This is a genomic window from Pseudomonas sp. DL (assembly GCF_047199225.1).
Lineage (GTDB): Bacteria > Pseudomonadota > Gammaproteobacteria > Pseudomonadales > Pseudomonadaceae > Pseudomonas > Pseudomonas aeruginosa.
Map to the genome: position 1 here is coordinate 2,903,439 of NZ_CP178323.1, position 22,279 is coordinate 2,925,717.

At 66.4% G+C, this 22,279-nt stretch carries 18 protein-coding genes; 9 read left to right on the plus strand and 9 right to left on the minus strand.

The genetic code is table 11. The features are described 5' to 3' along the window. Positions 1-47 precede the first annotated feature (47 nt). Complete coding sequence (gene pvdE, locus ACI766_RS13570; protein WP_003103601.1) at positions 48-1,697, minus strand: pyoverdine export ABC transporter PvdE; 1,650 nt, start codon at positions 1,695-1,697, stop codon at positions 48-50. 377 nt (positions 1,698-2,074) lie between these two features. Here pvdE and pvdF point away from each other — a divergent pair, with 377 nt between their 5' ends. After that, positions 2,075-2,902, plus strand: a complete 828-nt coding sequence (gene pvdF, locus ACI766_RS13575; RefSeq protein ID WP_003114501.1) for a pyoverdine biosynthesis hydroxyornithine transformylase PvdF — start codon at positions 2,075-2,077, stop codon at positions 2,900-2,902. A gap of 68 nt (positions 2,903-2,970) precedes the next feature. On the opposite strand, the gene ACI766_RS13580 is transcribed toward pvdF, so the two are convergent. Genes ACI766_RS13580 through pvdM form a run of 3 tightly spaced genes read right to left on the minus strand, consistent with a single transcriptional unit; the run spans position 2,971 to position 6,506 of the window. Beyond that, positions 2,971-3,825 carry a formylglycine-generating enzyme family protein gene (locus tag ACI766_RS13580; RefSeq protein ID WP_003103606.1) on the minus strand — a complete coding sequence of 285 codons (855 nt, stop codon included), beginning with the start codon at positions 3,823-3,825 and terminating at the stop codon, positions 2,971-2,973. A 28-nt stretch (positions 3,826-3,853) separates the two neighbouring features. Then, a complete protein-coding gene (gene pvdN, locus ACI766_RS13585) occupies positions 3,854-5,137 on the minus strand; it encodes a pyoverdine-tailoring periplasmic protein PvdN (protein ID WP_003122677.1) in 1,284 nt (427 codons plus the stop codon). Positions 5,138-5,159: 22 nt separating this feature from the next. Next, positions 5,160-6,506: a pyoverdine-tailoring dipeptidase-like protein PvdM gene (gene pvdM / locus ACI766_RS13590; RefSeq protein ID WP_003103610.1), complete on the minus strand. Its 1,347-nt coding sequence runs from the start codon at positions 6,504-6,506 to the stop codon at positions 5,160-5,162. A gap of 215 nt (positions 6,507-6,721) precedes the next feature. Between pvdM and pvdP the strand changes: the two genes are divergently transcribed. Next, the gene (gene pvdP, locus ACI766_RS13595) at positions 6,722-8,356 is read left to right on the plus strand and encodes a pyoverdine maturation tyrosinase PvdP (protein ID WP_003124566.1); all 1,635 of its coding nucleotides are present in this window, start codon (positions 6,722-6,724) and stop codon (positions 8,354-8,356) included. Positions 8,357-8,404: 48 nt separating this feature from the next. Here pvdP and ompQ read toward each other — a convergent pair whose 3' ends face one another. The 4 genes from ompQ to fpvR all read right to left on the minus strand — a co-directional run bounded on the left by ompQ (position 8,405) and on the right by fpvR (position 14,097). Continuing rightward, complete coding sequence (gene ompQ, locus ACI766_RS13600; RefSeq protein ID WP_019371757.1) at positions 8,405-9,829, minus strand: pyoverdine export/recycling transporter outer membrane subunit OmpQ; 1,425 nt, start codon at positions 9,827-9,829, stop codon at positions 8,405-8,407. A gap of 5 nt (positions 9,830-9,834) precedes the next feature. Then, positions 9,835-11,826: a pyoverdine export/recycling transporter ATP-binding/permease subunit PvdT gene (gene pvdT, locus ACI766_RS13605; RefSeq protein WP_003131508.1), complete on the minus strand. Its 1,992-nt coding sequence runs from the start codon at positions 11,824-11,826 to the stop codon at positions 9,835-9,837. Then, positions 11,826-13,001, minus strand: coding sequence for a pyoverdine export/recycling transporter periplasmic adaptor subunit PvdR (gene pvdR / locus ACI766_RS13610; RefSeq protein WP_003089547.1), 1,176 nt, complete (start codon positions 12,999-13,001; stop codon positions 11,826-11,828). The genes pvdT and pvdR overlap by 1 nt, the downstream gene beginning before the upstream one ends. 100 nt (positions 13,002-13,101) lie before the next feature. Further along, positions 13,102-14,097 (minus strand): pyoverdine signaling pathway anti-sigma factor FpvR, encoded by a 996-nt coding sequence (gene fpvR, locus ACI766_RS13615; RefSeq protein WP_023104373.1) that lies wholly within the window; start codon positions 14,095-14,097, stop codon positions 13,102-13,104. 163 nt (positions 14,098-14,260) lie between these two features. On the opposite strand from fpvR, the gene fpvI reads away from it, so the two are divergent. From fpvI to lldA, 6 genes are all read left to right on the plus strand, one after another. Continuing rightward, positions 14,261-14,740, plus strand: a complete 480-nt coding sequence (gene fpvI, locus ACI766_RS13620) for a pyoverdine signaling pathway sigma factor FpvI (protein ID WP_003103620.1) — start codon at positions 14,261-14,263, stop codon at positions 14,738-14,740. A gap of 132 nt (positions 14,741-14,872) precedes the next feature. Next, the gene (gene pvdA, locus ACI766_RS13625; RefSeq protein WP_015648860.1) at positions 14,873-16,204 is read left to right on the plus strand and encodes an L-ornithine N(5)-monooxygenase PvdA; all 1,332 of its coding nucleotides are present in this window, start codon (positions 14,873-14,875) and stop codon (positions 16,202-16,204) included. A 122-nt stretch (positions 16,205-16,326) separates the two neighbouring features. After that, the gene (pvdQ, locus tag ACI766_RS13630) at positions 16,327-18,615 is read left to right on the plus strand and encodes an acyl-homoserine lactone acylase PvdQ (protein WP_023104372.1); all 2,289 of its coding nucleotides are present in this window, start codon (positions 16,327-16,329) and stop codon (positions 18,613-18,615) included. Positions 18,616-18,795: 180 nt separating this feature from the next. Continuing rightward, on the plus strand, positions 18,796-19,119 hold the full coding sequence (locus ACI766_RS13635; RefSeq protein WP_003089535.1) for a transcriptional repressor: 324 nt from the start codon (positions 18,796-18,798) through the stop codon (positions 19,117-19,119). Between the two features lie 41 nt (positions 19,120-19,160). Next, on the plus strand, positions 19,161-20,081 hold the full coding sequence (locus ACI766_RS13640; protein WP_003124571.1) for a LysR substrate-binding domain-containing protein: 921 nt from the start codon (positions 19,161-19,163) through the stop codon (positions 20,079-20,081). A gap of 96 nt (positions 20,082-20,177) precedes the next feature. Next, positions 20,178-21,329: an L-lactate dehydrogenase LldA gene (gene lldA, locus ACI766_RS13645; protein WP_003104946.1), complete on the plus strand. Its 1,152-nt coding sequence runs from the start codon at positions 20,178-20,180 to the stop codon at positions 21,327-21,329. Between the two features lie 86 nt (positions 21,330-21,415). Here lldA and ACI766_RS13650 read toward each other — a convergent pair whose 3' ends face one another. Then, the gene (locus ACI766_RS13650; protein WP_003089526.1) at positions 21,416-21,658 is read right to left on the minus strand and encodes a DUF1654 domain-containing protein; all 243 of its coding nucleotides are present in this window, start codon (positions 21,656-21,658) and stop codon (positions 21,416-21,418) included. Positions 21,659-21,952: 294 nt separating this feature from the next. Here ACI766_RS13650 and ACI766_RS13655 point away from each other — a divergent pair, with 294 nt between their 5' ends. Then, the gene (locus ACI766_RS13655; protein ID WP_003104944.1) at positions 21,953-22,189 is read left to right on the plus strand and encodes a hypothetical protein; all 237 of its coding nucleotides are present in this window, start codon (positions 21,953-21,955) and stop codon (positions 22,187-22,189) included. The last annotated feature ends 90 nt before the right edge of the window (positions 22,190-22,279 follow it).

Below are 22,279 nucleotides of genomic sequence, written 5' to 3' on the forward strand. Positions count from 1 at the left end.
TTCTCTTAGTATGACGTTTTACCCACGGAAAACCGGATGAAAAAGTTTCACGCCGTCTCGGTTTCCTTGACGACCTTGCCTGCCGAGAGCCTTATCAACTGGTCCGCCATTTCGAAATAGCGATCATCGTGGCTGATCACGATGATGGTCTTGCCCTGGCGTTTCAGGTCCGGCAACAGTTCGGTGTAGAAGACCCTGCGGAAAGCCGGGTCCTGGTCTGCGGCCCATTCGTCGAAGACCAGGACCGGTCGCTCTTCGAGCCAGGCATTGATCAGCGCAAGGCGCTTGCGCTGCCCGGTGGAGAGATCGGTGGTGCTGAAGTTGCCGTCCATGACGCTGACCTTGTGGGCGATTTCCAGGCGTTGCAGATATTGGGTCGCGTTCTGCAACGAAGCCTGCTTGCCCTGGACCAGGTCGTCGAATAGGTAGTAGTCGGCGAAGATGGTGCTGAAGAGCTGGCGGTAATCGTCGCGGGTCTCCGCGCTGACCGGTTCTCCGTTGAGAAGGATCTCGCCGGACTGCGGGCGATAGAGGCCGAGCAGCAGCTTGATCAGGGTCGTCTTGCCGCAGCCGTTCTCGCCGACGATGAAGACGATGTCACCTTGGGCGATACGCAGATTGATAGGGCCCAGATGGAACGGTTCGCTGCCTTCGACGGCGGGGGGGCTGTAGCGAACGTCGCGCAGTTCCAGGCTGTCGACGGTCTTGTCCGGGGCCTCCTGTTCGCTGAGCAGAAGATGGGGTTCGGGAGAGGAAAAACGCTCGGAAAGTTCGGCGACCCGCTGGAAGGCGACCTGGGCGCGACTGACGATGGGAAGGATGGTCACCACCTGTTCGAGTGGTCCCTTCATGTACAGCAGGACCATCACGAAGCCAGTGATGGCGGCCGGATTGGACGAAGGCCAGTAGGCCTGGAGCGTAAGCGCCAGACCGATCACCACGAAGAACAGCATCGAGCCGAAGGTCTTGGCCAGGATGAATATATTGATGGAGCTGATGTGGAGGTCGCGGATGTTGTTCGCGGTTTCGCTGATGCGGCCGGTGTGCATGCGATAGCGACGGGGGCGGTGGATGCGCAGTTCCTTCGCGCCCGAAGCGATGGCGGTGTAGTGCTTCTGCAATTCGTCTTCGAGATCGCGGGCGGCATAGAACCCTTTGAAACCGCGGGAGCGCGCCAGGTACTGGGCTGCCGTGCCGATGACGATGGCGACGACTGTCAGCAGGAACATCGGGACCGATAGGTAGGCGAGGTAACCCAGGCAGCCGAAAGTGATGGTCAGGGCGATGGCCAGTGGGGTGAAGGAAAAGGAGAAGTCGCTGATGGTATCAATGTCGTGTGTCAGTACCGGAATGAGACGGTGGGTCCGGTAGCGCTCGATCTGCTCGATGGGCGCCGAGAGGACTTTCTCGCCGAGTTCCTTGCGCAGCTTCGCGATGATGTGTTGGCCGACGTAGCTGGTACCGATGTCGGAGACGATCGAACTGACCAATGCCAGCAGGCAGAGTCCGCCGAACGACAGCAGTACGCCTTGGCCGAGGCCGTTTTCCGAGTGCAAGGCGTTGTTGATGCTGGCCAGCAGCAGGGTGATGGCAAGGCCGCCGGCCATGCCCAGTGCTATGGAGACGGCCACGATCGCTCGAAAGGGCCTGAGCAGGGCGAGCAGTTCGCGAATGGCGCCGCGCTTGGGATTGGTCATAGTTGCTTCCCGGATGTACTAGGTCGGTGGGGTCCCAGGATCGTTCCATGGCCGCTCCCGGCTGGGCCGGTAGGCATGGGACGGTTGAGTGGGGTGGCCTGGCGCAGGCTTTCGTTGCGGCACTGCGAATGCGGACGGCGACCGGCTCCAGGAGCATGCGTCACCCGTCTCGGCCTCCTTGCAGACAGACGAAGCAGGATGCCCGGTATTTAGCGGCGTTCGGCGGGGCGTAGGTTCTTCCACGTAAATTGCAGGCGATGCCGTTCGTTGCAGATCAGGAAGAGGTGTCGCGCCCGCCCGTCGCAGGTCGACGCGCGCTTCGACTCGACATGGCGCTGCCTTCCTCTGGCGCTCGATCCACTCCTGGGAATGATGAAATGACGAAAAGGAAACTGGCCTATATCTGGTCCCTGAGAAACGCCGCGGCCGACAAGGCCGGCCAGTACGTGCCGTACAAGGGCGAACAGCGGTACATGAAGTCGGTACTGGAGTCCTTGGTGGAGGCGCTGAACCAGACTGCGCTGGGCGATGCCTACGAGCTCGTGGGCGTGATCTACGACGACGACGCGGAGCTGCCTCGCGACCAGGGAAAAATCAAGGACTACGGTTTCGCCTATCGTCCCGGGCAGCAATGGTTCTATCCGGCAGACCTGCAGGTGCAAGGCAAGACCCTGAACGACCTCTTGCTCAGCGTGCCGTCCACCTACCGTCGGTACCCGCGGGGTACCCCCGAGCATGTGGCCGGCAAGAGCGATTTCGAGCGACGCCTGCATGACACCCTGGTGGAGCTGGGCGCCGATGTAGTGGTATTGGACGGGCTCCTGGTCATCCTCGATGAGCTGGTACGCCCGGGTGCTCCGTTCGCACGGCGGATCATGAATATCCATCCTGGCGTGACGCGCGAGGACTCGCCTTACGAGCGTCGTGGCGCCTATGCGACCCTGGACGCGTTGTATGGAGCGCGGGGCGAGAAGGTGGTGGATTGGGCGACCATGGAGAAGGTCGCGGTCGAGCCGCTGTACTGGACCGGAGCATCGTTCCACTATGTGGACAATGGCATCGATTCCGGCGAAGTGTTCCATGATGTGCTGAAAACGGAGATTTCACCCGACGACACCATCCTCGAGCTGCGCTGGAACAACTTCAACAACAGCCTGTTCCCGGCCTTGCACGAAGGGTTGGCGCTGCTCGCCGAGAAGCTCTGAACCCGGTTCCTTCGAGGGGTTCGAAAAGGCCGGAGCGGTGTCGTCGCTCCGGCCTTCTTCATTCTGAGTCAGAGTTCGCGCGCCACGCGGAAGCCGATCCAGTCGCCGCGGTCGCTGGGGGCCGCATTGTTGCGGTTGCCCGAGCGCGAGAAGATCGGCGGCTCGCCCCAGTCGTTGCCGCGGATCTGCACCAGCTCGCACTTGTCCTCCATCCACGCGCTGCCGTCGCTCGGCGCGCCGTTGTAGTGGTCGTGCCAGCAGTCGGCGACCCACTCGTAGACGTTGCCGTGCATGTCGTAGACGCCGAAGGCGTTGGGCGGGAAGCTGCCCACCGGCGAGGTGAAGTTGTAGCCATCGCTGGCGCCGTAGGTGTTGGCGTGCTTGGCGATGCTGTATTCCTTGCCTTCGTCGAAGGGGAAGGGGAAGGGGCCGGCGCTGCCGGCGCGGGCGCCGTACTCGCGCTCGGCCTCGCTGAGCATGCGGTAGTGCTTGCCGGTCTTCTTCGACAGCCAGGCGGCGTAGTTCTTCACGTCGTTGTAGTCGACGCACACCGCCGGCTGGCGAGGGCCTTGCTGGTAGCGCGGCTTGCCGGCGATGCATTCGCGGCCGGGGCGGGTATCGCCGTCGGCCAGCTTGACGCCGGTGGCCTTCAGGTAGGCGTCCAGTTCGCCGGCGGTGACCTGGTAGCGGCTGATGGCGAACGGCTTGGCGAAGGTCACGTCGTGCAGCGGGCCCTCGTCGGGCTGGCGGCCGACCTCGTCGTCCGGGGTGCCCATGGTGAAGCTGCCGGCGGGCAGTACGACCATCTCCGGGCAGTCCTTGCAATCCTTGAACACCGTGCCGGGTTTCTTCGCTTCGTCGGCGAAGGCGGGGGCGGTGGCGACGATCAGTGCGGCCAGGGCCAGGGGCGATAATGCGTGCATGGCGGTTCTCGTTGAGTGGCGAAAGGGGTCAGGCGAGTTGCGGGGCGAGGATTTCCAGCACCCGGTCGATCTCCGCCTCGTCGTTCAGCAGGCTCGGCGCCAGGCGCACCACCGGGCCGACATCGCGATCCACGGCGTCGCTGATTACCCGGTGCGCCATCAGGTGTTTGGCGACCGCCTCGCAATCGCGGCCTTCGACGCGGAAGAAGGTGAAGCCCGAAGACAGCTCGGGGCTGGTCGGCGTGACCAGGCGGACCTTGGGATGCTCGCCCAGGCGCTGCTTGAGGTAGGCGTTGAGCTGGTGGATACGCGCCTGGACCTCGGCCTTGCCCAACTGCAGGTGCAGCTCGAAGGCCGTGCCCAGGGCCAGGCGATGTTCGAAGGCGTGGTAGCCGCCAGGGGTCATCAGGGTGCCGAAGTTGTCGGCGCGGGAGAAGGTCGGGATGCTCGGCACCAGGTGCTCCTGGAGCTGTTCCGAGCGGGCGATGATGACCCCGGTGCCACGCGGGCCGAACAGCCACTTGTGGGTGCCGGCGATGAAGTAGTCGCAGTCGAAGTCGGCGAAGCTGACGTCTTCCACGCCGAAACCATGCACGCCGTCGACCACGTAGATGATCCGGTCCTGTTCGTCGCGCTTCTGGTTGAGTTCGCGCACCAGCTTGCCGATCTCGCGGATCGGCAGCTTCACGCCGCTGCCCGACTGCACCCAGGTCATGCCCAGCACCCGGGTCTGCGGGCGGATCTGAGCGGCGATGCTGGACAGGATCTCGTCGGCGGAAACCCGGTGCGGGTCCTTGAACAGCGGGAACTCGCGGACCTGGGTACCCATGCGCTTGTGCCGGTATTCCAGGGTGGTGTAGGTGGAGTAGTGCTCGTGGGAGGAGGTCAGGATCTCCTTGCCCGGCTGCACCAGCAGGCCGCCGTAGATCGCCGCCAGGCCGTCGGTGGTGCTGCCGGTGAGCGCCACCTGGCCAGGTTGCACGGCGAAGTAGCGACCTGCCCAGGCGCGAGCCTCGTCCTCGTATTTCCAGATTTCCTCGCGATGCCAGTCCACCGCTTCGCCCGGGTTGCGGTCGAAGCGGACCCGCAGGCGCTCGATGGCCTCCCGCACCGGCCGAGGGTGGGAGGTGAGGAGGAAGTTGGCGAAGTGCAGATACTGCGGGTCGAGATCGAATTGCTGGCGCAGCGCTTTCCACTTATTGCCGGCGTCGCTCGGTGCGCCTTCGGCGCGGAGCGACTGGGCAGCGGAAAGCAGCGGCAGGCCGGCGGCGAGAATGCCGGCCTGCTTGAGAAAGGTACGACGGTCGTTCATCGGGAGGTCCGTTGCGGCGTGGTCAGGGGGTGGCTGTCGGCTTGGCGCGTTTTTGCACTTCGCCCCAGGCGCGCAGGAAGTTGCCTCCCCAGAGCTTGGCGATGTCGGCATCGGAATAACCGCGGGTGATCAGTTCGGCAGTGACGTTGCGGATTTCGCTGACATCCTTCCAGCCGTCCACGCCGCCACCGTCGTTGAAGTCCGAGCTGATGCCCACGTGGTCGATGCCGACCTTCTTCACCGTGTAGTCGATGGCGTCCACCAGTTCCTTGAGGCCGGCCTTGGGCTCCTCCTCCAGGATGCCGTAGAGGGCGCTGGCGTATTCACCGAAGCGTTGTTCCGGCCAGATGGTGATGATCGGATCGCCCGGCATCAGCGCATAGTCCAGGCCTTCCAGGGGCGGCAGGTCGAAGCGCGCGCGCAGGGCGTTGAGCTTGTCCAGGGTCGGTTTGCTCAGCGGACGCAGGTAGGCGGGGAAGCCGACCACCTGGATCACGCCGCCGCTGTCCTTGATCAGTTGCATCTCGTGGTCGCTGAGGTTGCGCTTGATGTCCACCAGGGCGCGCGGCGCGGAGTGCGAGGCGACGATGGGCGCGCGGCTGAGGGCGGCGACCTGTTCCAGGGCCTTGGTCGACATCTGCGAGACGTCGATGATCACCCCGAGATCGTTGAGCCGTTCGACCGCCTGCTTGCCTAGCGGGGAGAGGCCGCCCAGGGCATCCGCCGTGTCGTTGAAGAATGGCAAGGGACGGGAAGAGTCGGACCAATCGTTGTTGCCGACATAATTGAAGCCGAACATGCGCACGCCGCGGGCGGCCCATTTGTCCAGCTGGGACAGGTCGTCGCCCAGCGGGTAGGCGTTGAGCATGCTCATGACGATGGCGAACTTGCCTTCCATGGCCAGGCGGCGGAAGTCCTCGGGGGAGTAGGCGATGCCGACCTGGTTGGGAAAGTCGCGGACCATGCCGGTGAGAATCTTGTAACGAATTTCCTGCTGGTGGCGGGCTTCGTCGACGAAACCGGGGGTCGGCTTGTGCGGCGCGTTCGGGCCGTTCCACATCTCCGGCCAGCCGAAGATCGCCAGGGCAGCGCCGGACAGGCGCCCGCGGCCCGCCTTGACCAGGTCGAGCTGGTTCGGTCCGTCCTTGTCGAACTCGTTGCCTTCGGTGCCGAAGTCCGGCGGGATGGTGATCCGGCTATCGAAGGAGAGGATGCGCTCATGCAACTCCTCGGCGTGCTTCATGACCTTGCGCGGGTAGCCCGCTTCGCTCGGGCCGAAGGTCTTCCAGGCCAGCAGGCCGCCGCCGACGAGGATGAGGAAGATCGGCAAGCCGAGGTAGAGGGCCTTGCGTGTGCGTGTTCTAGTCATTGCCGTCCCAGTCAGGTTCGAGATCGAAAGCGCGGATGAGCGTCTGCCGAAGCGGACTCACCTGTCAGGGTGGGACGAGGCCGGAGCGGGAAAATTTAGCGCCGCGGGAGGGATTGTCGAGTTGCCTGTGGAACGGCATGTGGGCGGTAAATTTGCCGACGGAAGGAACGTTCTAGCTGGATAAAGCGAGCTTCACGGTTGATACAGGTAGGACGATGACGGTTTCTCGACGCGGATTCATGGCGGGCCTGGCCCTTACCGGGGCGGCGGCGCTGCCGGTGGCTTACTACACACATCGTCATCTGACCCGCGAAGAGGAGCCGCAGACGCCTGACGAGGCTTCGCTCGACCTGGCGGCTACCGATGGCATACGACTGGGCGACCGCCTGCGCGGTCTATGGGACCTGCGCCTGGTAGGCGGTGATGCCGAACTGCCCGGGCTGCCTCGGGAGGGCTTGCAACTGGTGCTGGACGTGGCACCCAAGGGGCGCGGCCTGATTGGCTACCTGGATACTCCTGAACGTCTCCTCGCGGCGGAGCCGCCGCGCTTCCGTGTGCTTGGCGACTTGCTCGGAGCCAGTTCTGCAAGCATCCGCTGGCGTTTGGTGGACCAGGCGAGCGGTTCCGTGGCGCCGACTCACGATTGCTCGGCGGTGTTCGACGAGGTCTGGGCAGACTATGCGAACGCGGGCGACGGAACCCTGAGCGGACGCATACAGCGCCTGGAGCGTTCGCCGCTGTCGCCGAACGAGGATTTTCGCTTCGTTGCGGTAAAGCGTCACTTCCCCCTGGCCCATGAGCGCATCGTGCTCAACGAGAAACTTCTCGGTTGGCTGGTGTCGCCGCAGCACCGACTGTTCCACCAGCTATGGCACGCTTCGCGGGACAAATGGCATCGGCTTTCGGAAAAACAACGCAATGCGTTGCGCGGAGTCGGTTGGCAGCCCGGCCCGCTGGACCGCGAACGCGATGCGCGAGGGCCGCGCAAGGATCGCAATGCCTCGGGTATCGACTTCTTTTTCATGCACCGGCACATGCTGCACACCGCGCGTTCCATGCAGGACCTGCCGTCCTGGGAGCGTCTGCCGCGACCTGTGGTGCCGCTGGAGTACGATCGTCCCGGCTTCATCCGTTACTTCGACAATCCGGACGGGTTTTCCGTGCCTCCGGCCTGGGTGGCAGTGGATGACGACGAGTACAGCGAGTGGCTGCATGGCCTGAAAAGCGCCGAGGCCTACCATGCCAATTTCCTGGTCTGGGAATCGCAGTACCAGGACCCGACGTACCTGGCGAAGCTGACCCTCGGCCAGTTCGGTTCGGAGCTGGAACTGGGCATGCATGACTGGCTGCACATGCGCTGGGCCTCGGTGACGAGGGACCCTTCCAACGGCGCCCCGGTCATGACCGACCGTTTTCCGGCCGATTTCGCCCCGCGCTGGTTCCGCCCGGAGAACGACTTCCTCGGCGACCCGTTTTCCTCCCATGTGAATCCGGTGTTCTGGTCGTTCCACGGCTGGATCGACGACCGCATCGAGGACTGGTATCGCGCCCACGAGCGTTTCCATCCTGGCGAAGTGCAGCGCCGCGAAGTGGAGGGCATCCAATGGTTCGCGCCCGGTCGATGGGTCGAGGTCGGCGATCCCTGGCTGGGCCCGGCGACCCATGGATGCGGGCTCTCGGATGTCCAGGCGAGCAGCAACTCGGTGGAGCTGGACGTGGAAACCATGAAGCTGGCTTTGCGCATCATCTTCAGCGAAGAAGACCAGTTGAGCGGCTGGCTCAAGCGTGCGCCGCGGCGGCCCTGGTACGCGCGCAACCTGAAGCTGGCGCGCGACCAGCTCAGGCGCTGAACGGCGAAAGAGCGAGTAAGGATGGAGGAGGCCCGCGCAACGCGGGCCTCAGTCTTTCCGCGCGAGACCCTGGCGGTCGCTCTGCCAGCCGCCGCCGAGGGCCTTGTACAGGCCGACCGAGGCCTGCAGGCGGGCCAGTCGCAGTTGCACGGCGGCATCCTGCGCCGCGTACAGCGTGCGTTGCGTTTCGAGGACCGTCAGCAGGGTTTCCGCGCCGGCCTGGTAGCGGCTGTCGGAGAGATCGAAGGCGCGCTGCGCCTGCTCAAGCTCCTGCTGCTGCCAGTGCAGCTGGCGGTCGAGGCCGTCGATGCTGTTCAGCGAGCGTTCGGTGTCGGCAAAGGCGGTGAGGATCGCCTTGCGGTAGGTTTCCAGCAGTTCTTCCTGGCGCGCCAGGCTGCGGTCGCGCTCGGCGCGCAGGCGGCCGTGGTTGAAGATCGGGGCGAGCAGGTTGGCGCCCAGGTTGTAATAGGGGTTGCGGAAAGTGTCGGCGGCGCGGTTGGCGCCGGACGACAGCGAGGCGCTCAGGGTCAGCTTGGGGAACAGCGCCGCGCGCGCCACCTGCACGTCGGCCTGGGCCGCGGCCAGTTGCGCTTCGGCGTTGGCGATATCGGGACGGCGGCTGAGCAGTTCGCTCGGCAGGCCCGCTCCGGTCTCCGGCCAGCGCAGGCTGTCGAAAGGCCGCTCGGCCACCTGTAGCGCCTGCACCGGCTCGCCGATCAGGGTGGCCAGGGTAATCAGCGCCTCATGGGCCTGCTGCTCGAGCAGCGGCAGCTGCTTGCGCTGGCTGGCGACCAGGCTGCTCTGCTGGGCGACCTCCAGGGCGGTGGCCGAGCCCGCGGCATGGCGGGTCTCCACCAGGCGCAGGACGTGCTCGGCGTTGTCCAGGTTGAGCCTGGCGATGCGCTGCTGTTCGCGCAGCGCCAATACCTGCAGGTAGCTGTTGGCGACGCCGGAGAGCAGGGTCAGCTCTACCGTTGCGCGGTCGTACTCGCTGGCCTTGAGGCTTTCCAGGGCACTGCGGTAGGCAGCCCGGCGACCGCCCCAGAAGTCCACTTCGTAGCTGGCGCTGAGGCCGGCGGAGAAGGAGTCGACGGCATCGTTGTCGGAGGTCGCGTCGGTACCGCTGTAGCCCGAGTCGCGCAGGAGTTTCTGCCGGCTGGCGCCGAGCGTCGCATTCAGCTCCGGCAGCAACGGCGCGCCGGCGATCACCGCCGAGGCCTGGGCCTGGCGTACGCGGGCCACCGCCGCGCCGAGGTCCTGGCTGTTCAGCAGCGCGCGTTGCAGCAGGCTGTCCAGTTCCGGCGCGCCGAAGGCCTTCCACCACTGGCGGATGTCGCTGGCATCGCTGCGCCCGGCCGCCAGGTAGCGCCACTGAGGGGGCGCGGCCAGGCCGCTGTCGAGGGGCGCCGGCGTGCTGCCGCAGGCGCCGAGCAGCAGGCAGGCGGAAATCAGGGAAAGATTCTTCATGGACATGTCCGTCATTGGCTGGCCAGGGCGGCCACCGGGTCCAGCTGGGCGGCCTTGCGCGCCGGCATGAAGCCGAACACCAGTCCGGTGACCAGCGCGCAACTGAAGGCGCCGACGATGGCCGACAGGGAAAAGGCCACCGCGACCTGGCCGAGCAGCAGCACGCCGCCGATGCATAGGGCCAGGGCGATCCCGGCCAGGCCGCCGACCACCGAGAGCATCGCCGCCTCGGTGAGGAACTGGCGGAGGATATCGCCCTGGCGGGCGCCGGTGGCCATGCGGATGCCGATCTCGCGGGTGCGTTCGCGCACGGTCATGAGCATGATGTTCATCACGCCGATCCCGCCTACCAGCAGGGAGATCGCGGCGATCGAGCCGAGCATCAGCGACAGGGTGTTCTGGGTCTTCGCCTCGGCCTGGATCATCGCCGCGTTGTTGGTCAGCTCGTAGTCGCGCTGGCCGCGGTGCAGGCGCAGCATCAACTGGTCGATGGCGCGTTCGGCCTGGTGCACGCGCTGGGCGTCGGCGGCGGCGATGATCACGTACTCGGGGTTGCGCGTGCCGAACAGGCGGATGCTGGCAGCGGAGTAGGGGATGGCGATGCGGTTGTCGGCATCCTTGTCGCCGGAGCTGGAGCCTTTCTCGGCGAGCACGCCGATGACCTGGAACGGCACGTTCTCGATGAGGATGTAGCGGCCGATCGGGTTGGCGCTGCCGAACAGCTTCTTGCGCACCTTGTAGCCGATCACCGCGACCGTGGTGGCGGCGTCTTCGTCGCGCTCGGTGAAGTAGCTGCCCTCGGCCACCGGCCAGTTGAGGATTTCCGGGAAGTCGGTGTTGTTGCCGCCGACGTAGGCGTGGTAGTCGATGTTGCCGTAGCGCACCACCAGCTCGCCGCCGTTCACCGGCATGACCTTCTTCACCTGGGGCAGGGTGGCGATGGCGGCGACGTCGTCGCTGCTGACGATGCCCATCGGCGCGCGCGGGTTCGGCGAGTAGCCGCTGAGATAGATGATGTTCGAGCCGAACGCGCCCATCTGCGCCATCACCTGGCGCTTGCTGCCCTCGCCGACGGCGAGCATGACCACCACCGAGGCGACGCCGATGATGATCCCGAGCAGGGTCAGCGCGGTGCGGAACCGATTGATCCACATCACCCGCCAGGCGGCGCGCACCGCCTCCAGCAGTTCGGCGCGCCAGGCCCCCGAGGGTTCGCTGCTGCCCTCGGCGAGGCGCTGGCTGAGATCGTCGGCTTGCAGGTGGCGCTCGACGCCGGCGCTCGGGTGCGCCGGGCGCTCGTCGTTGGCGCTGTCGCTGACGATCTCGCCGTCACGCACCTCGATGATGCGCTTGGCGCGGGCGGCGACGTCGCGGTCGTGGGTGATCAGGATCACCACGTGGCCCTGGCTGGCCAGCTCGTCGAGCAGCGCCATGACTTCCGCGCCGCTGTGGCTGTCGAGGGCGCCGGTGGGTTCGTCGGCGAGGATGATATGGCCGCCGTTCATCAGCGCGCGGGCGATCGATACCCGCTGCTGCTGGCCGCCGGACAACTGGTGCGGACGGTTGGCGGTGCGCTCGGCCAGGCCCAGGCGCTCGAGCAGGGCCCGCGCGCGGGTGTGCCGCTCGCTCGCCGGGGTGCCGGCGTAGATCGCCGGCATCTCGACGTTTTCCTGGGCCGAGGCGGAGGGGATCAGGTGATAGCCCTGGAACACGAAGCCGAATGCCTCGCGGCGCAGCCAGGCCTGCTCGTCGCTGTCCAGTTCGGCGACGTCGTGGCCGGCGAAGTGGTAGCTGCCGGAGCTGGGCCGGTCGAGGCAGCCGAGGATGTTCATCAGGGTCGACTTGCCGGAGCCGGAGGCGCCGACGATGGCGACGAACTCGCCGGCGTGGATCGACAGCGATACGCCCTTGAGTACCTCGACTTCCGGAGTGCCATTGCCGCCGTAGCGCTTGCGGATGTCGCGCAGTTCGATCAGGGGGACGGGTTGCGTGGCGTTTTCCATCAGCTGTCGCTGCCGTCGGGAGCGGCCATCAACAGGCGGTCGCCTTCCTCCAGGCCGGCAAGCACCTGTACCCGCAGGCGGTCGCTGATGCCGGTCCTGATCTGGCGGCTCTGCGGCTTGCCATTGCTGCCGACCACCCAGGCGACCTGGCCGCCCTTGCCGTCGTCGTGAATGGCGGCGACCGGCGCGGTGAGGATGTTTTCCGCGGTGGCGGCGACGAAGAACACCTGGGCGGTCATTTCCGCCATCAGTTGGTGGTCGCCGTTGTCCACGTCGACCAGCACGGTATACAGCACCACCCGGCCGCTGCCGCTCTGCCCGCCGCTGCCGCTGGTGGGGCTGCCGCCGCCCTGGTTGCTCTGGTCCAGCGGCTTGGGCGGCACCGGGAGGATCTGCCGGACCTTGCCGGTCCAGCGCCGGCCTTCGCCGCTGAGGGTCGTGAAGTAGGCCGGCATGCCGGGCTTGACTCGGCCGATGTCGGCTTCCGAAACCTGGGCCCAGACGGTCATCGGCGACAATTTGGCGATCCGCAGGATCAACGGGGTCTGCTGCTGGGCATTGAGGGTCTGGCCTTCGCGCGCATCGACCGCCACCACCGTGCCGGACATCGGCGCGTAGATGCGGGTATAGCCGAGTTCGGCTTCGTCGCTGCGCAACGAGGCCTGGGCCTGGCGGATCTGCGCCTGGTACATCTCGATCCGCGCCTGGGTGGCGAGCATCTGCGCCTGGGCGCTCTGCACGTCCTCGGTACGCGTCGCGCCGCCGGCGGCCAGCCGCTGCTGGCGCTGGTACTGCTGGCGGGCGAGGGTGTACTGGGCACGTTGCTCGGCCAGCTGGGCCTTGAGCATCTCGATCGAATAGCGGCCGGCATCGACCTTGGCCTGCTGGGTGGAGGGGTCGATCTCGACCAGCAACTGGCCTTCCGTCACATCGTCCCCGGCCTCGACGTGCAACTTGCGGATCTGCCCGGAGGCCTGGGCGCCGACGTCGACGTAGCGCCGCGGTTGCAGGGTGCCGAGCGCCGAGACGCTGCTCTCGATGCTGCCGCGGCTGACGCTCACGGTATCGAAGCTGTTGCTGCGGAACGGATAGGCCTGCCAGGCGGCCAGGGCGATCAGGGGGCTGAGGCAGACTGCGACGAGCAGTGCGCGACGAGTACTACGGGTTCGTCTCATTCGGGAATCCGGCCGGTGCGTGGAGAGACCGCCGCCGCTGGATCGGCAGGCTGGGCACTGCCAGATATACGAGGCCAGGGCGGCTAAATTTAACCTGGGTTCAGAGCTGGGCGTAACGGCTGCTGATGCGGATGCTGCCGTCCTCGCGATGTTCCAGGTCCACGGGCAGGACTTTCGGCAGGGCGTCGACCAGGCTGCGGATGTCGCGGGTGCTGTAGATCCCGCCAATGCGCAGTTTCGCAGCGCTCCTGTCGCCCAGGACCAGCGGAGCGTCGAGGTAGCGGTTGATCAGCGGCAGGGCCTTGGACAGGGGCAGGTCGTCGAGTACCAGGCGGCCCTCGCGCCAGGCTAGCGTCTGGCGGGTATCCACGGCTTCGACCAACGGTTGCAGCAGGCCCGGATAGTAGCTGGCCTGCATGCCGGGAGTCAGGCTGCTGTCGTTGCCCGAGCCTTCGCTGCGGACCTTCACCGAGCCCTCGGTGACGGTGACTACCACGTTGTCCTGGTACTTCCAGACGTTGAAGCGGGTGCCGGTGACGGTGATCGAGCCGTTGCCGGCCTTGACCACGAAGGGGTGCGCGCTGTCGTGGGTGACATGGAAGTAGGCCTCGCCCCTGTCCAGGGAAACCCGGCGGATGTCCTTGAAATTGGCGAAGCTCAGCTGCGTATTGAGGTCCAGTTCGACCTCGCTGCCGTCGGGAAGAACGACATGCCTGACGTTGCCCTCGGCCTCGTAGCGCTGGTAGTTGGAAGGAATCCAGCCTTGCAGCCAGCCGAGGTAGCCGGCCGTCGGTAACATAAGCAGGGCGAGGGCGGCGGCGCGTGCCTGGCTCTTCCAGCCCCTGCGGCGACGGCCGAGCGGGCGGGTTGCGGCGTGGTTGCGAAGCTCGGGCGCCGGCGTTCGCGGCAGCAGTTCGCTGAGCGCCCAGATCTCCTCCATTTCTGCGTATTCGGCGGCGTGCCGGGGATCGGCTGCCAGCCAGCGCTGGAACTCGCCACGCTCTTCCTCGGAGAAGTCCTCGGCGTGCAGGCGCATGCACCAATGCGCGGCGTCCTGCACAAGGGTGTCGCTGTCGGCGGGAGAGGGTGTCTTCATCGAGGGTTCCAGTTATGCCTTCGGATTGCGCTGCGAGCGAAACAAGGCTTTAAAGCTTGATGAGAATTATTATAAATTTAATGATTTCATACTGCCAATGTCGCCGGCAGGCGATCCCGCCCTTGGAAGGACAGTGCCGTAGAGGCAGCGAGCAGGAGTCGTCTTGGAAAACCATTATCGGGAGCTGCTGCGATTCCTCAGTGCCAGGCTCGGGGATCGACACGCAGCGGCGGATGTCGCCCACGACGCGTATTTGCGCGTTCTGGAGCGCTCCAGTCAAGCGCAGATCGAGCATCCGAAGGCTTTTCTGTACCGGACGGCGCTCAACCTGGCGGTGGACGAGCACCGTCGCAGCCGGGTGCGCCGGGCGGAACCCCTGGAGGTCCTGGACGACGAGGAGGGCCTGGCCAGTCCCTCGCCGCAGACGGTGGTCGACCAGGGGCAGCGCCTGGACAACCTGCAGCGCGCGCTGGCCGAGTTGCCGGCCATCTGCCGCAGTTCCTTCCTGTTGCGCAAGCTGGACGGCCTGTCCCATTCGCAGATCGCCGAACATCTCAATATTTCCCGCAGCCTGGTGGAAAAGCACATCGTCAACGCGATGAAGCACTGTCGGGTGCGCATGCGCGAATGGGAAGCCGACTGATTTCGCTATTCGTGCTCGGCAACGCTTAAATTTCATTTCCCTGTCCTCGTTCCTAGTCAACAGATGGCCCTCCAGGGCTGCTCTCGACTTATCGCTCCCGCTTGAAAGGGGGCCAATCCAGAGGAACTGGAAATGACTCAGGCAACTGCAACCGCCGTGGTTCACGATCTCATCGGTGTCGGCTTCGGCCCTTCCAATATCGCCCTGGCGATTGCCCTCCAGGAACGGGCCCAGGCGCAGGGCGCCCTGGAAGTGCTGTTCCTGGACAAGCAGGGCGACTACCGCTGGCACGGCAACACCCTGGTGTCGCAGAGCGAGTTGCAGATCTCCTTCCTCAAGGACCTGGTGTCCCTGCGCAACCCCACCAGCCCGTATTCCTTCGTCAACTACCTGCACAAGCACGATCGCCTGGTCGACTTCATCAACCTGGGCACCTTCTATCCCTGCCGGATGGAGTTCAACGACTACCTGCGCTGGGTCGCCAGCCACTTCCAGGAGCAGAGCCGCTACGGCGAAGAGGTCCTGCGCATCGAGCCGATGCTGAGCGCCGGCCAGGTCGAGGCGCTGCGGGTGATCTCGCGCAACGCCGACGGCGAGGAACTGGTGCGCACCACCCGCGCCCTGGTGGTCAGTCCCGGCGGCACCCCGCGTATCCCGCAGGTGTTCCGTGCGCTCAAGGGCGACGGCCGGGTGTTCCACCACAGCCAGTACCTGGAGCACATGGCCAAGCAGCCCTGCAGCAGCGGCAAGCCGATGAAGATCGCCATCATCGGCGGCGGGCAGAGCGCGGCGGAGGCCTTCATCGACCTCAACGACAGCTACCCGTCGGTGCAGGCCGACATGATCCTGCGTGCCTCGGCGCTCAAGCCGGCGGACGATAGCCCGTTCGTCAACGAAGTGTTCGCGCCGAAGTTCACCGATCTCATCTACAGCCGCGAGCATGCCGAACGCGAGCGTTTGCTGCGCGAATACCACAACACCAACTATTCGGTGGTGGATACCGACCTGATCGAGCGCATCTACGGCGTCTTCTACCGCCAGAAAGTCTCCGGCATCCCGCGCCACGCCTTCCGTTGCATGACTACTGTGGAGCGCGCGACCGCCACCGCCCAGGGCATCGAGCTGGCGTTGCGCGACGCCGGTAGCGGCGAGCTAAGCGTAGAGATCTACGACGCAGTGATCCTGGCCACCGGCTATGAGCGCCAGTTGCACCGCCAACTGCTCGAACCGCTGGCGGAGTACCTCGGCGACCATGAGATCGGCCGCGACTACCGCCTGCAGACCGACGAGCGCTGCAAGGTGGCGATCTACGCGCAGGGCTTCAGCCAGGCCAGCCATGGCCTCAGCGACACCCTGCTGTCGGTGCTGCCGGTACGTGCCGAGGAAATCTCCGGCTCCCTGTACCAGCACCTGAAGCCCGGCGCTCCGGCCCGCGCCCTGCACGAGCACGCCCTGGCCAGCTGATCGGCGCCACGCCGCCACGCCCTGTGTTGCCCGTTTCCCCGCCAGGGGATGCCCGGCACGCAGGGCGTTTTCGTTGCATGTCCCGGCCGTTCCGGCCACCACTTTGCAGAGAAATGACATCGATGGGGATGCGTACCGTACTGACCGGCCTGGCCGGCATGCTGTTGGGTTCGATGATGCCGGTCCAGGCCGATATGCCGCGGCCGACCGGGCTGGCCGCGGACATCCGCTGGACCGCCTATGGCGTGCCGCACATCCGGGCCAAGGATGAGCGCGGCCTGGGCTATGGCATCGGCTACGCCTACGCGCGCGACAACGCCTGCCTGCTGGCCGAGGAGATCGTCACCGCGCGCGGCGAGCGGGCGCGCTATTTCGGCAGCGAGGGCAAGTCGTCGGCCGAGCTGGACAACCTGCCGTCCGACATCTTCTACGCCTGGCTCAACCAACCCGAGGCGCTGCAAGCCTTCTGGCAGGCGCAGACGCCCGCGGTACGCCAGTTGCTCGAAGGCTACGCCGCCGGTTTCAACCGCTTCCTCCGCGAGGCCGACGGCAAGACCACCAGTTGCCTTGGCCAGTCCTGGCTGCGGGCCATCGCGACCGATGACCTGCTGCGCCTGACCCGGCGCCTGCTGGTCGAAGGCGGGGTCGGCCAGTTCGCCGACGCGCTGGTGGCCGCCGCGCCGCCCGGCACGGAGAAGGTCGCCCTGAGCGGCGAGCAGGCGTTCCAGGTCGCCGAGCAGCGGCGCCAGCGCTTCCGCCTGGAGCGCGGCAGCAACGCCATTGCCGTTGGCAGCGAACGTTCGGCGGACGGCAAGGGCATGCTCCTGGCCAACCCGCACTTCCCCTGGAACGGCGCGATGCGTTTCTACCAGATGCACCTGACCATTCCCGGCCGGCTCGACGTGATGGGGGCCTCGCTGCCCGGCCTGCCGGTGGTCAACATCGGCTTCAGCCGCCACCTGGCCTGGACCCACACGGTGGATACCTCCAGCCACTTCACCCTGTATCGCCTGGCGCTGGACCCGAAGGACCCGCGGCGCTACCTGGTCGACGGTCGTTCGCTGCCGCTGGAGGAGAAGTCCGTCGCGATCGAGGTGCGCGGCGCCGACGGCAAGCTGTCGCGCGTCGAGCACAAGGTCTACCAGTCGATCTACGGCCCGCTGGTGGTCTGGCCCGGCAAGCTGGACTGGAACCGCAGCGAGGCCTATGCGCTGCGTGACGCCAACCTGGAGAACACCCGGGTACTGCAACAGTGGTACTCGATCAACCAGGCCAGCGACGTCGCCGACCTGCGCCGGCGCGTCGAGGCGCTACAGGGGATCCCCTGGGTCAACACCCTGGCCGCGGACGAGCAGGGCAACGCCCTGTACATGAACCAGTCGGTGGTGCCCTACCTGAAGCCGGAACTGATTCCCGCCTGCGCCATTCCGCAACTGGTCGCCGAAGGCCTGCCGGCCCTCCAGGGGCAGGACAGCCGCTGTGCCTGGAGCCGCGACCCGGCCGCGGCCCAGGCTGGCATCACCCCGGCGGCGCAACTGCCGGTGCTGTTGCGCAGGGACTTCGTGCAGAACTCCAACGACAGCGCCTGGCTGACCAACCCGGCGAGCCCGCTGCAGGGCTTCTCGCCCCTGGTCAGCCAGGAGAAGCCCATCGGTCCGCGGGCGCGCTACGCCCTGAGCCGGCTACAGGGCAAGCAGCCGCTGGAGGCGAAGACGCTCGAGGAGATGGTCACCGCCAACCATGTCTTCAGCGCCGACCAGGTGCTGCCGGACCTGCTCCGCCTGTGCCGCGACAACCAGGGCGAGAATTCCCTTGCCCGTGCCTGCGCGGCCCTGGCGCAGTGGGACCGTGGCGCCAACCTCGACAGCGGCAGCGGCTTCGTCTACTTCCAGCGCTTCATGCAACGCTTCGCCGAACTCGACGGCGCGTGGAAGGAAACGTTCGATGCGCAACGTCCCCTGGATACGCCGCAAGGCATCGCCCTCGACCGGCCGCAGGTGGCGACCCAGGTGCGCCAGGCGCTGGCGGACGCGGCGGCGGAGGTGGAGAAGAGCGGGATTCCCGACGGCGCGCGCTGGGGCGACCTGCAAGTGAGCACCCGTGGCCAGGAACGCATCGCGATTCCCGGCGGCGATGGCCATTTCGGGGTCTACAACGCGATCCAGAGCGTCCGCAAGGGCGACCACCTGGAGGTGGTCGGCGGTACCAGCTACATCCAGCTGGTGACCTTCCCCGAGGAAGGGCCCAAGGCTCGCGGGTTGCTGGCTTTCTCCCAGTCCAGCGATCCGCGCTCGCCGCACTACCGCGACCAGACCGAGCTGTTTTCCCGCCAGCAATGGCAGACCTTGCCGTTCAGCGACAGGCAGATCGACGCCGACCCGCAACTGCAACGGCTAAGCATTCGCGAATGATAAGCAATGCCTATCAGATCTGATGGGAAAAAAACTGACGGTTTTTCCGCGCTCGTTCGTCTTTAACCATAGAGGCGGCCCACAGCCGCCCGGTTCCAGGGAACACGTGCAGGCAGCGAGCAGGGATGCTCGGCTTCGGCGGGGACCCGCTACCCACTCGTCCACGAAAGGAGCGTCACGATGACCCATTCGCCCGTCAAACAGATGTTGAAGGAGGCCGGCCTGAAGATGAGCCTGGCCCGGCTGAAAGTGATCGATGCGCTCTGGGAAGCCTCGGGGGAGCAGGGCCGGGTGCCGATCCGCACCCTGCACCGGCGTCTCTCCGAAACCGGTACGCCGCTGTCCCTGGTGAGCATCCGCCAGGTCCTCGGGCGCCTGGTGGAAAGCGGCCTGGTGACCCTCGACGAACAGGATGTCTACAGCCCCGGCAAGGCTTCCTGGGGCGGTGCCGCCGGTTCCGCGGCGCCCGAGCGCCGCGCCGCGGCCAACGAGCAGCGGCTCTGACGCGGTATCCCTGATCTCGGGCAGCGGGTAAAGTCTGCCCCATGCTCAATCCCGACGATTTCCGTTTTCCTTCCATCGAAGCGTTGCAGGCGTTCGAAGCGGCTGCCCGGCTGGGTACCTTCGAGCGCGCCGCCGAACTCCTGTCGATCACCGGCAGCGCCGCCAGCAAGCGGGTTTCCGGTCTCGAGGGGATGCTCGGGGTGAGCCTGTTGCAGCGCGACGGCCGCTCGCTGGCGCTGACCTCCCACGGCCGCGAGTACCTCGAACAGATCGCGCCGATCCTCGCCCAGCTCGCGGCGGTTCCGCTGCATCGTCGCCAGGTCCAGCGCCAGCAGCGGCTGACCCTGCGCACGCCGCCGACCTTCGCCCGGCAGATCCTGATTCCGCGCCTGGCGTCCTTCGCCGAGGCCTGTCCGGAAATCGAGCTGGAGATTCTCCTGTCGAGTCCTTCGGACGGCCAGGACCTGCCGCTGGCCGATGTCGAGGTGCGCGGCGACAGCCATGGCGTGGCGGCCGGCGAGCGGCTGCTGGAGGAGCGCGTGCTACCGATGGCCGCGCCGGGGCTGCTGCTCGGCCTGCCGCGGCCCTGGACGCCAGCCATGCTCGCCGGCCTGCCGTTGCTGCGCTCGCCGCTGGAGCCCTGGCAGCCGTGGTTCCGCGTGGCCGGGCTGGACTGGCCGGAGCCCTGCGCCGGGCCGCGCCTGCTCGATTTGGGCATGACCCTGGAAGCCGCCGCCAACGGCCAGGGCGTGGCCCTCGCGCGACCCTCGCTGGCGCGCGCCTGGCTTGCCGAGGGGCGGCTGGTGGTGCTGTTCCCGCTGCGTTCGGCGCCCACCCACCATTACCACCTGCGCAGCCACCAGGCCTCGCCGGCCAGTCAGCGTTTCGCCGCCTGGCTGGCGGCGATCTGCCGCGAGGCGGTGGCCCAGGGCAGGGAATTCCTTCCGGCGGCGGACGACTGAAACGGCGGAATTTCCTTCCGCCGATGCCGACAATTATTCCGCCTGCGGCGGTACGTCGCGCTCTACCATCCAGCCACCCCCGAAGGAGTGGACTGCATGAGCGTCATCACCGATATCGAAGACCTGCGCCGCCTGGCGCGCAAGCGCGTGCCGCGGATGTTCTACGACTACGCCGACTCCGGTTCCTGGAGCGAAGGCACTTACCGCGCCAACCAGGACGACTTCGCCGCGATCAAGCTGCGCCAGCGGGTCGCGCGGAATATCGAGAACCGCTCGCTGCGCACCCGCATGCTCGGCCAGGAGATGGCCATGCCGGTGGCCATCGCGCCCACCGGGCTGGCCGGCATGCAGCATGCCGACGGCGAGATCCTCGCCGCCCGCGCCGCCGCCGAGTTCGGCGTGCGCTACACCCTGTCGACCATGAGCATCTGTTCCCTGGAGGACATCGCCACGGAAGTCGGCCAGCCGTTCTGGTTCCAGCTCTACGTGATGCGCGACCGCGATTTCATCGAACGCCTGATCGACCGTGCCAAGGCCGCCGGCTGCGACGCGCTGGTGCTGACCCTCGACCTGCAGATCATCGGCCAGCGCCACAAGGACCTGAAGAACGGTCTCTCGGCGCCGCCGCGGCCGACCCTGGCCAACCTGCTGAACATCGCCACCAAGCCGCGCTGGGCGCTGGGCATGCTCGGCACCCGGCGTCGCGGTTTCGGCAACATCGTCGGGCACGTCAAGGGCGTCGACGACATGGGCTCACTGTCCGAGTGGACCGCCCGCCAGTTCGACCCGCGGCTGAACTGGGGCGACGTCGAATGGATCAAGCGGCGCTGGGGCGGCAAGCTGGTACTCAAGGGCATTCTCGATGCCGAGGATGCGCGGTTGGCCGCCGACTCCGGCGCCGATGCGCTGGTCGTCAGCAACCATGGCGGACGCCAACTGGACGGCGCGCCCTCGACCATCAGCGCGCTGCCGGCGATCGTCGAGGCGGTGGGCGAGCGCATCGAGGTCTGGCTCGACAGCGGCATCCGTTCCGGGCAGGACGTGCTCAAGGCCATCGCCCTCGGTGCGCGCGGGACCATGATCGGCCGTCCCTATCTCTACGGGCTGGGCGCGCTGGGGCAGGCCGGAGTGACGCGGGCGCTGGAGATCATAGCCCGCGAGCTGGACCTGACCATGGCCTTCTGCGGCCATACCGACATCCGCGAGGTCGGCCGGGACATCCTGTTGCCGGGAAGCTATCCGCGATAGCCGCGAACAGCGAATGGAAGGGAAGGGAAGGGAAGGGAAGGGAAGAGCGCAAGCCGCGCGGCTCGACGGCCGCGCGGCAAACAGGATCAGGCGGCGGAACTCCAGCGCAGGACGATGCTGCCGTCGCGCTGCGGGTCGAGCAGCCACTGGTTGGAACGGTCGAAGCTTTCCAGCAGGTGGGCCCAGTCGCCCTCGTCTTCGCCGGGCAATCGGGAAATGCAGGCCTGGCAGGCCTGTTGCGCGGCCGGGGCGTGGATGATGCGCTGGATGCGGGTGTTCAGCAGGTCATAGGCCGTGGGCAGGGCGGGGATCGATGCAGTGTGGTTCATGGGTGCCTCCGCTTGCTTTCTCGGTTATGGGTGGGTGGACAAAGGAACCCTCGGTTCCGGCGAGATACCTTTGTAGCGGAACTCGTGTGAAGAAAGTATTGCAACGTTGTCGCAGGGGCACGCCGCAGGGATGTACGGCTCTTGGCAACGGCTCTGGCGGTAGGCGACACTGCGTCGCGAGGAAAATCGTTGCGCATTGTTTCAATGCGCGGAAAGGCGTTTTTCCAGGGATGGGCTTTGACCGGCACCCAGTGCAAGGCAAGGTGACCGGTACTTCTCGACGGATACGACTGCATGGCGTTAGAACCTTCCGATGTTTTGCTCGAATCGGTGTTTTGTCAGCTGGATGCCGACACCCCGCGTTCCCTCCATGATCTCAAGGGCGACCCCAGGGCCAACCTGCTGGCGATCCGCCTGCTGTTCCGCCAGGGCCGCATCACCGGCGTGCTGCTGGACGACCCCAGCGGTGCCGAGGACCAGCATGGGCCGTTGATCTACCACGCCGAGCGCCTGCGCGTGCGGCGCGGCTAACGCCGTTTCCCCACTCCTCGTCGCTCGCTTTCCGGCGAGCGGCGAGGAGCGGGCCACCGGGAATGCTGCCTCGCCCGGGCGATTCCCGCC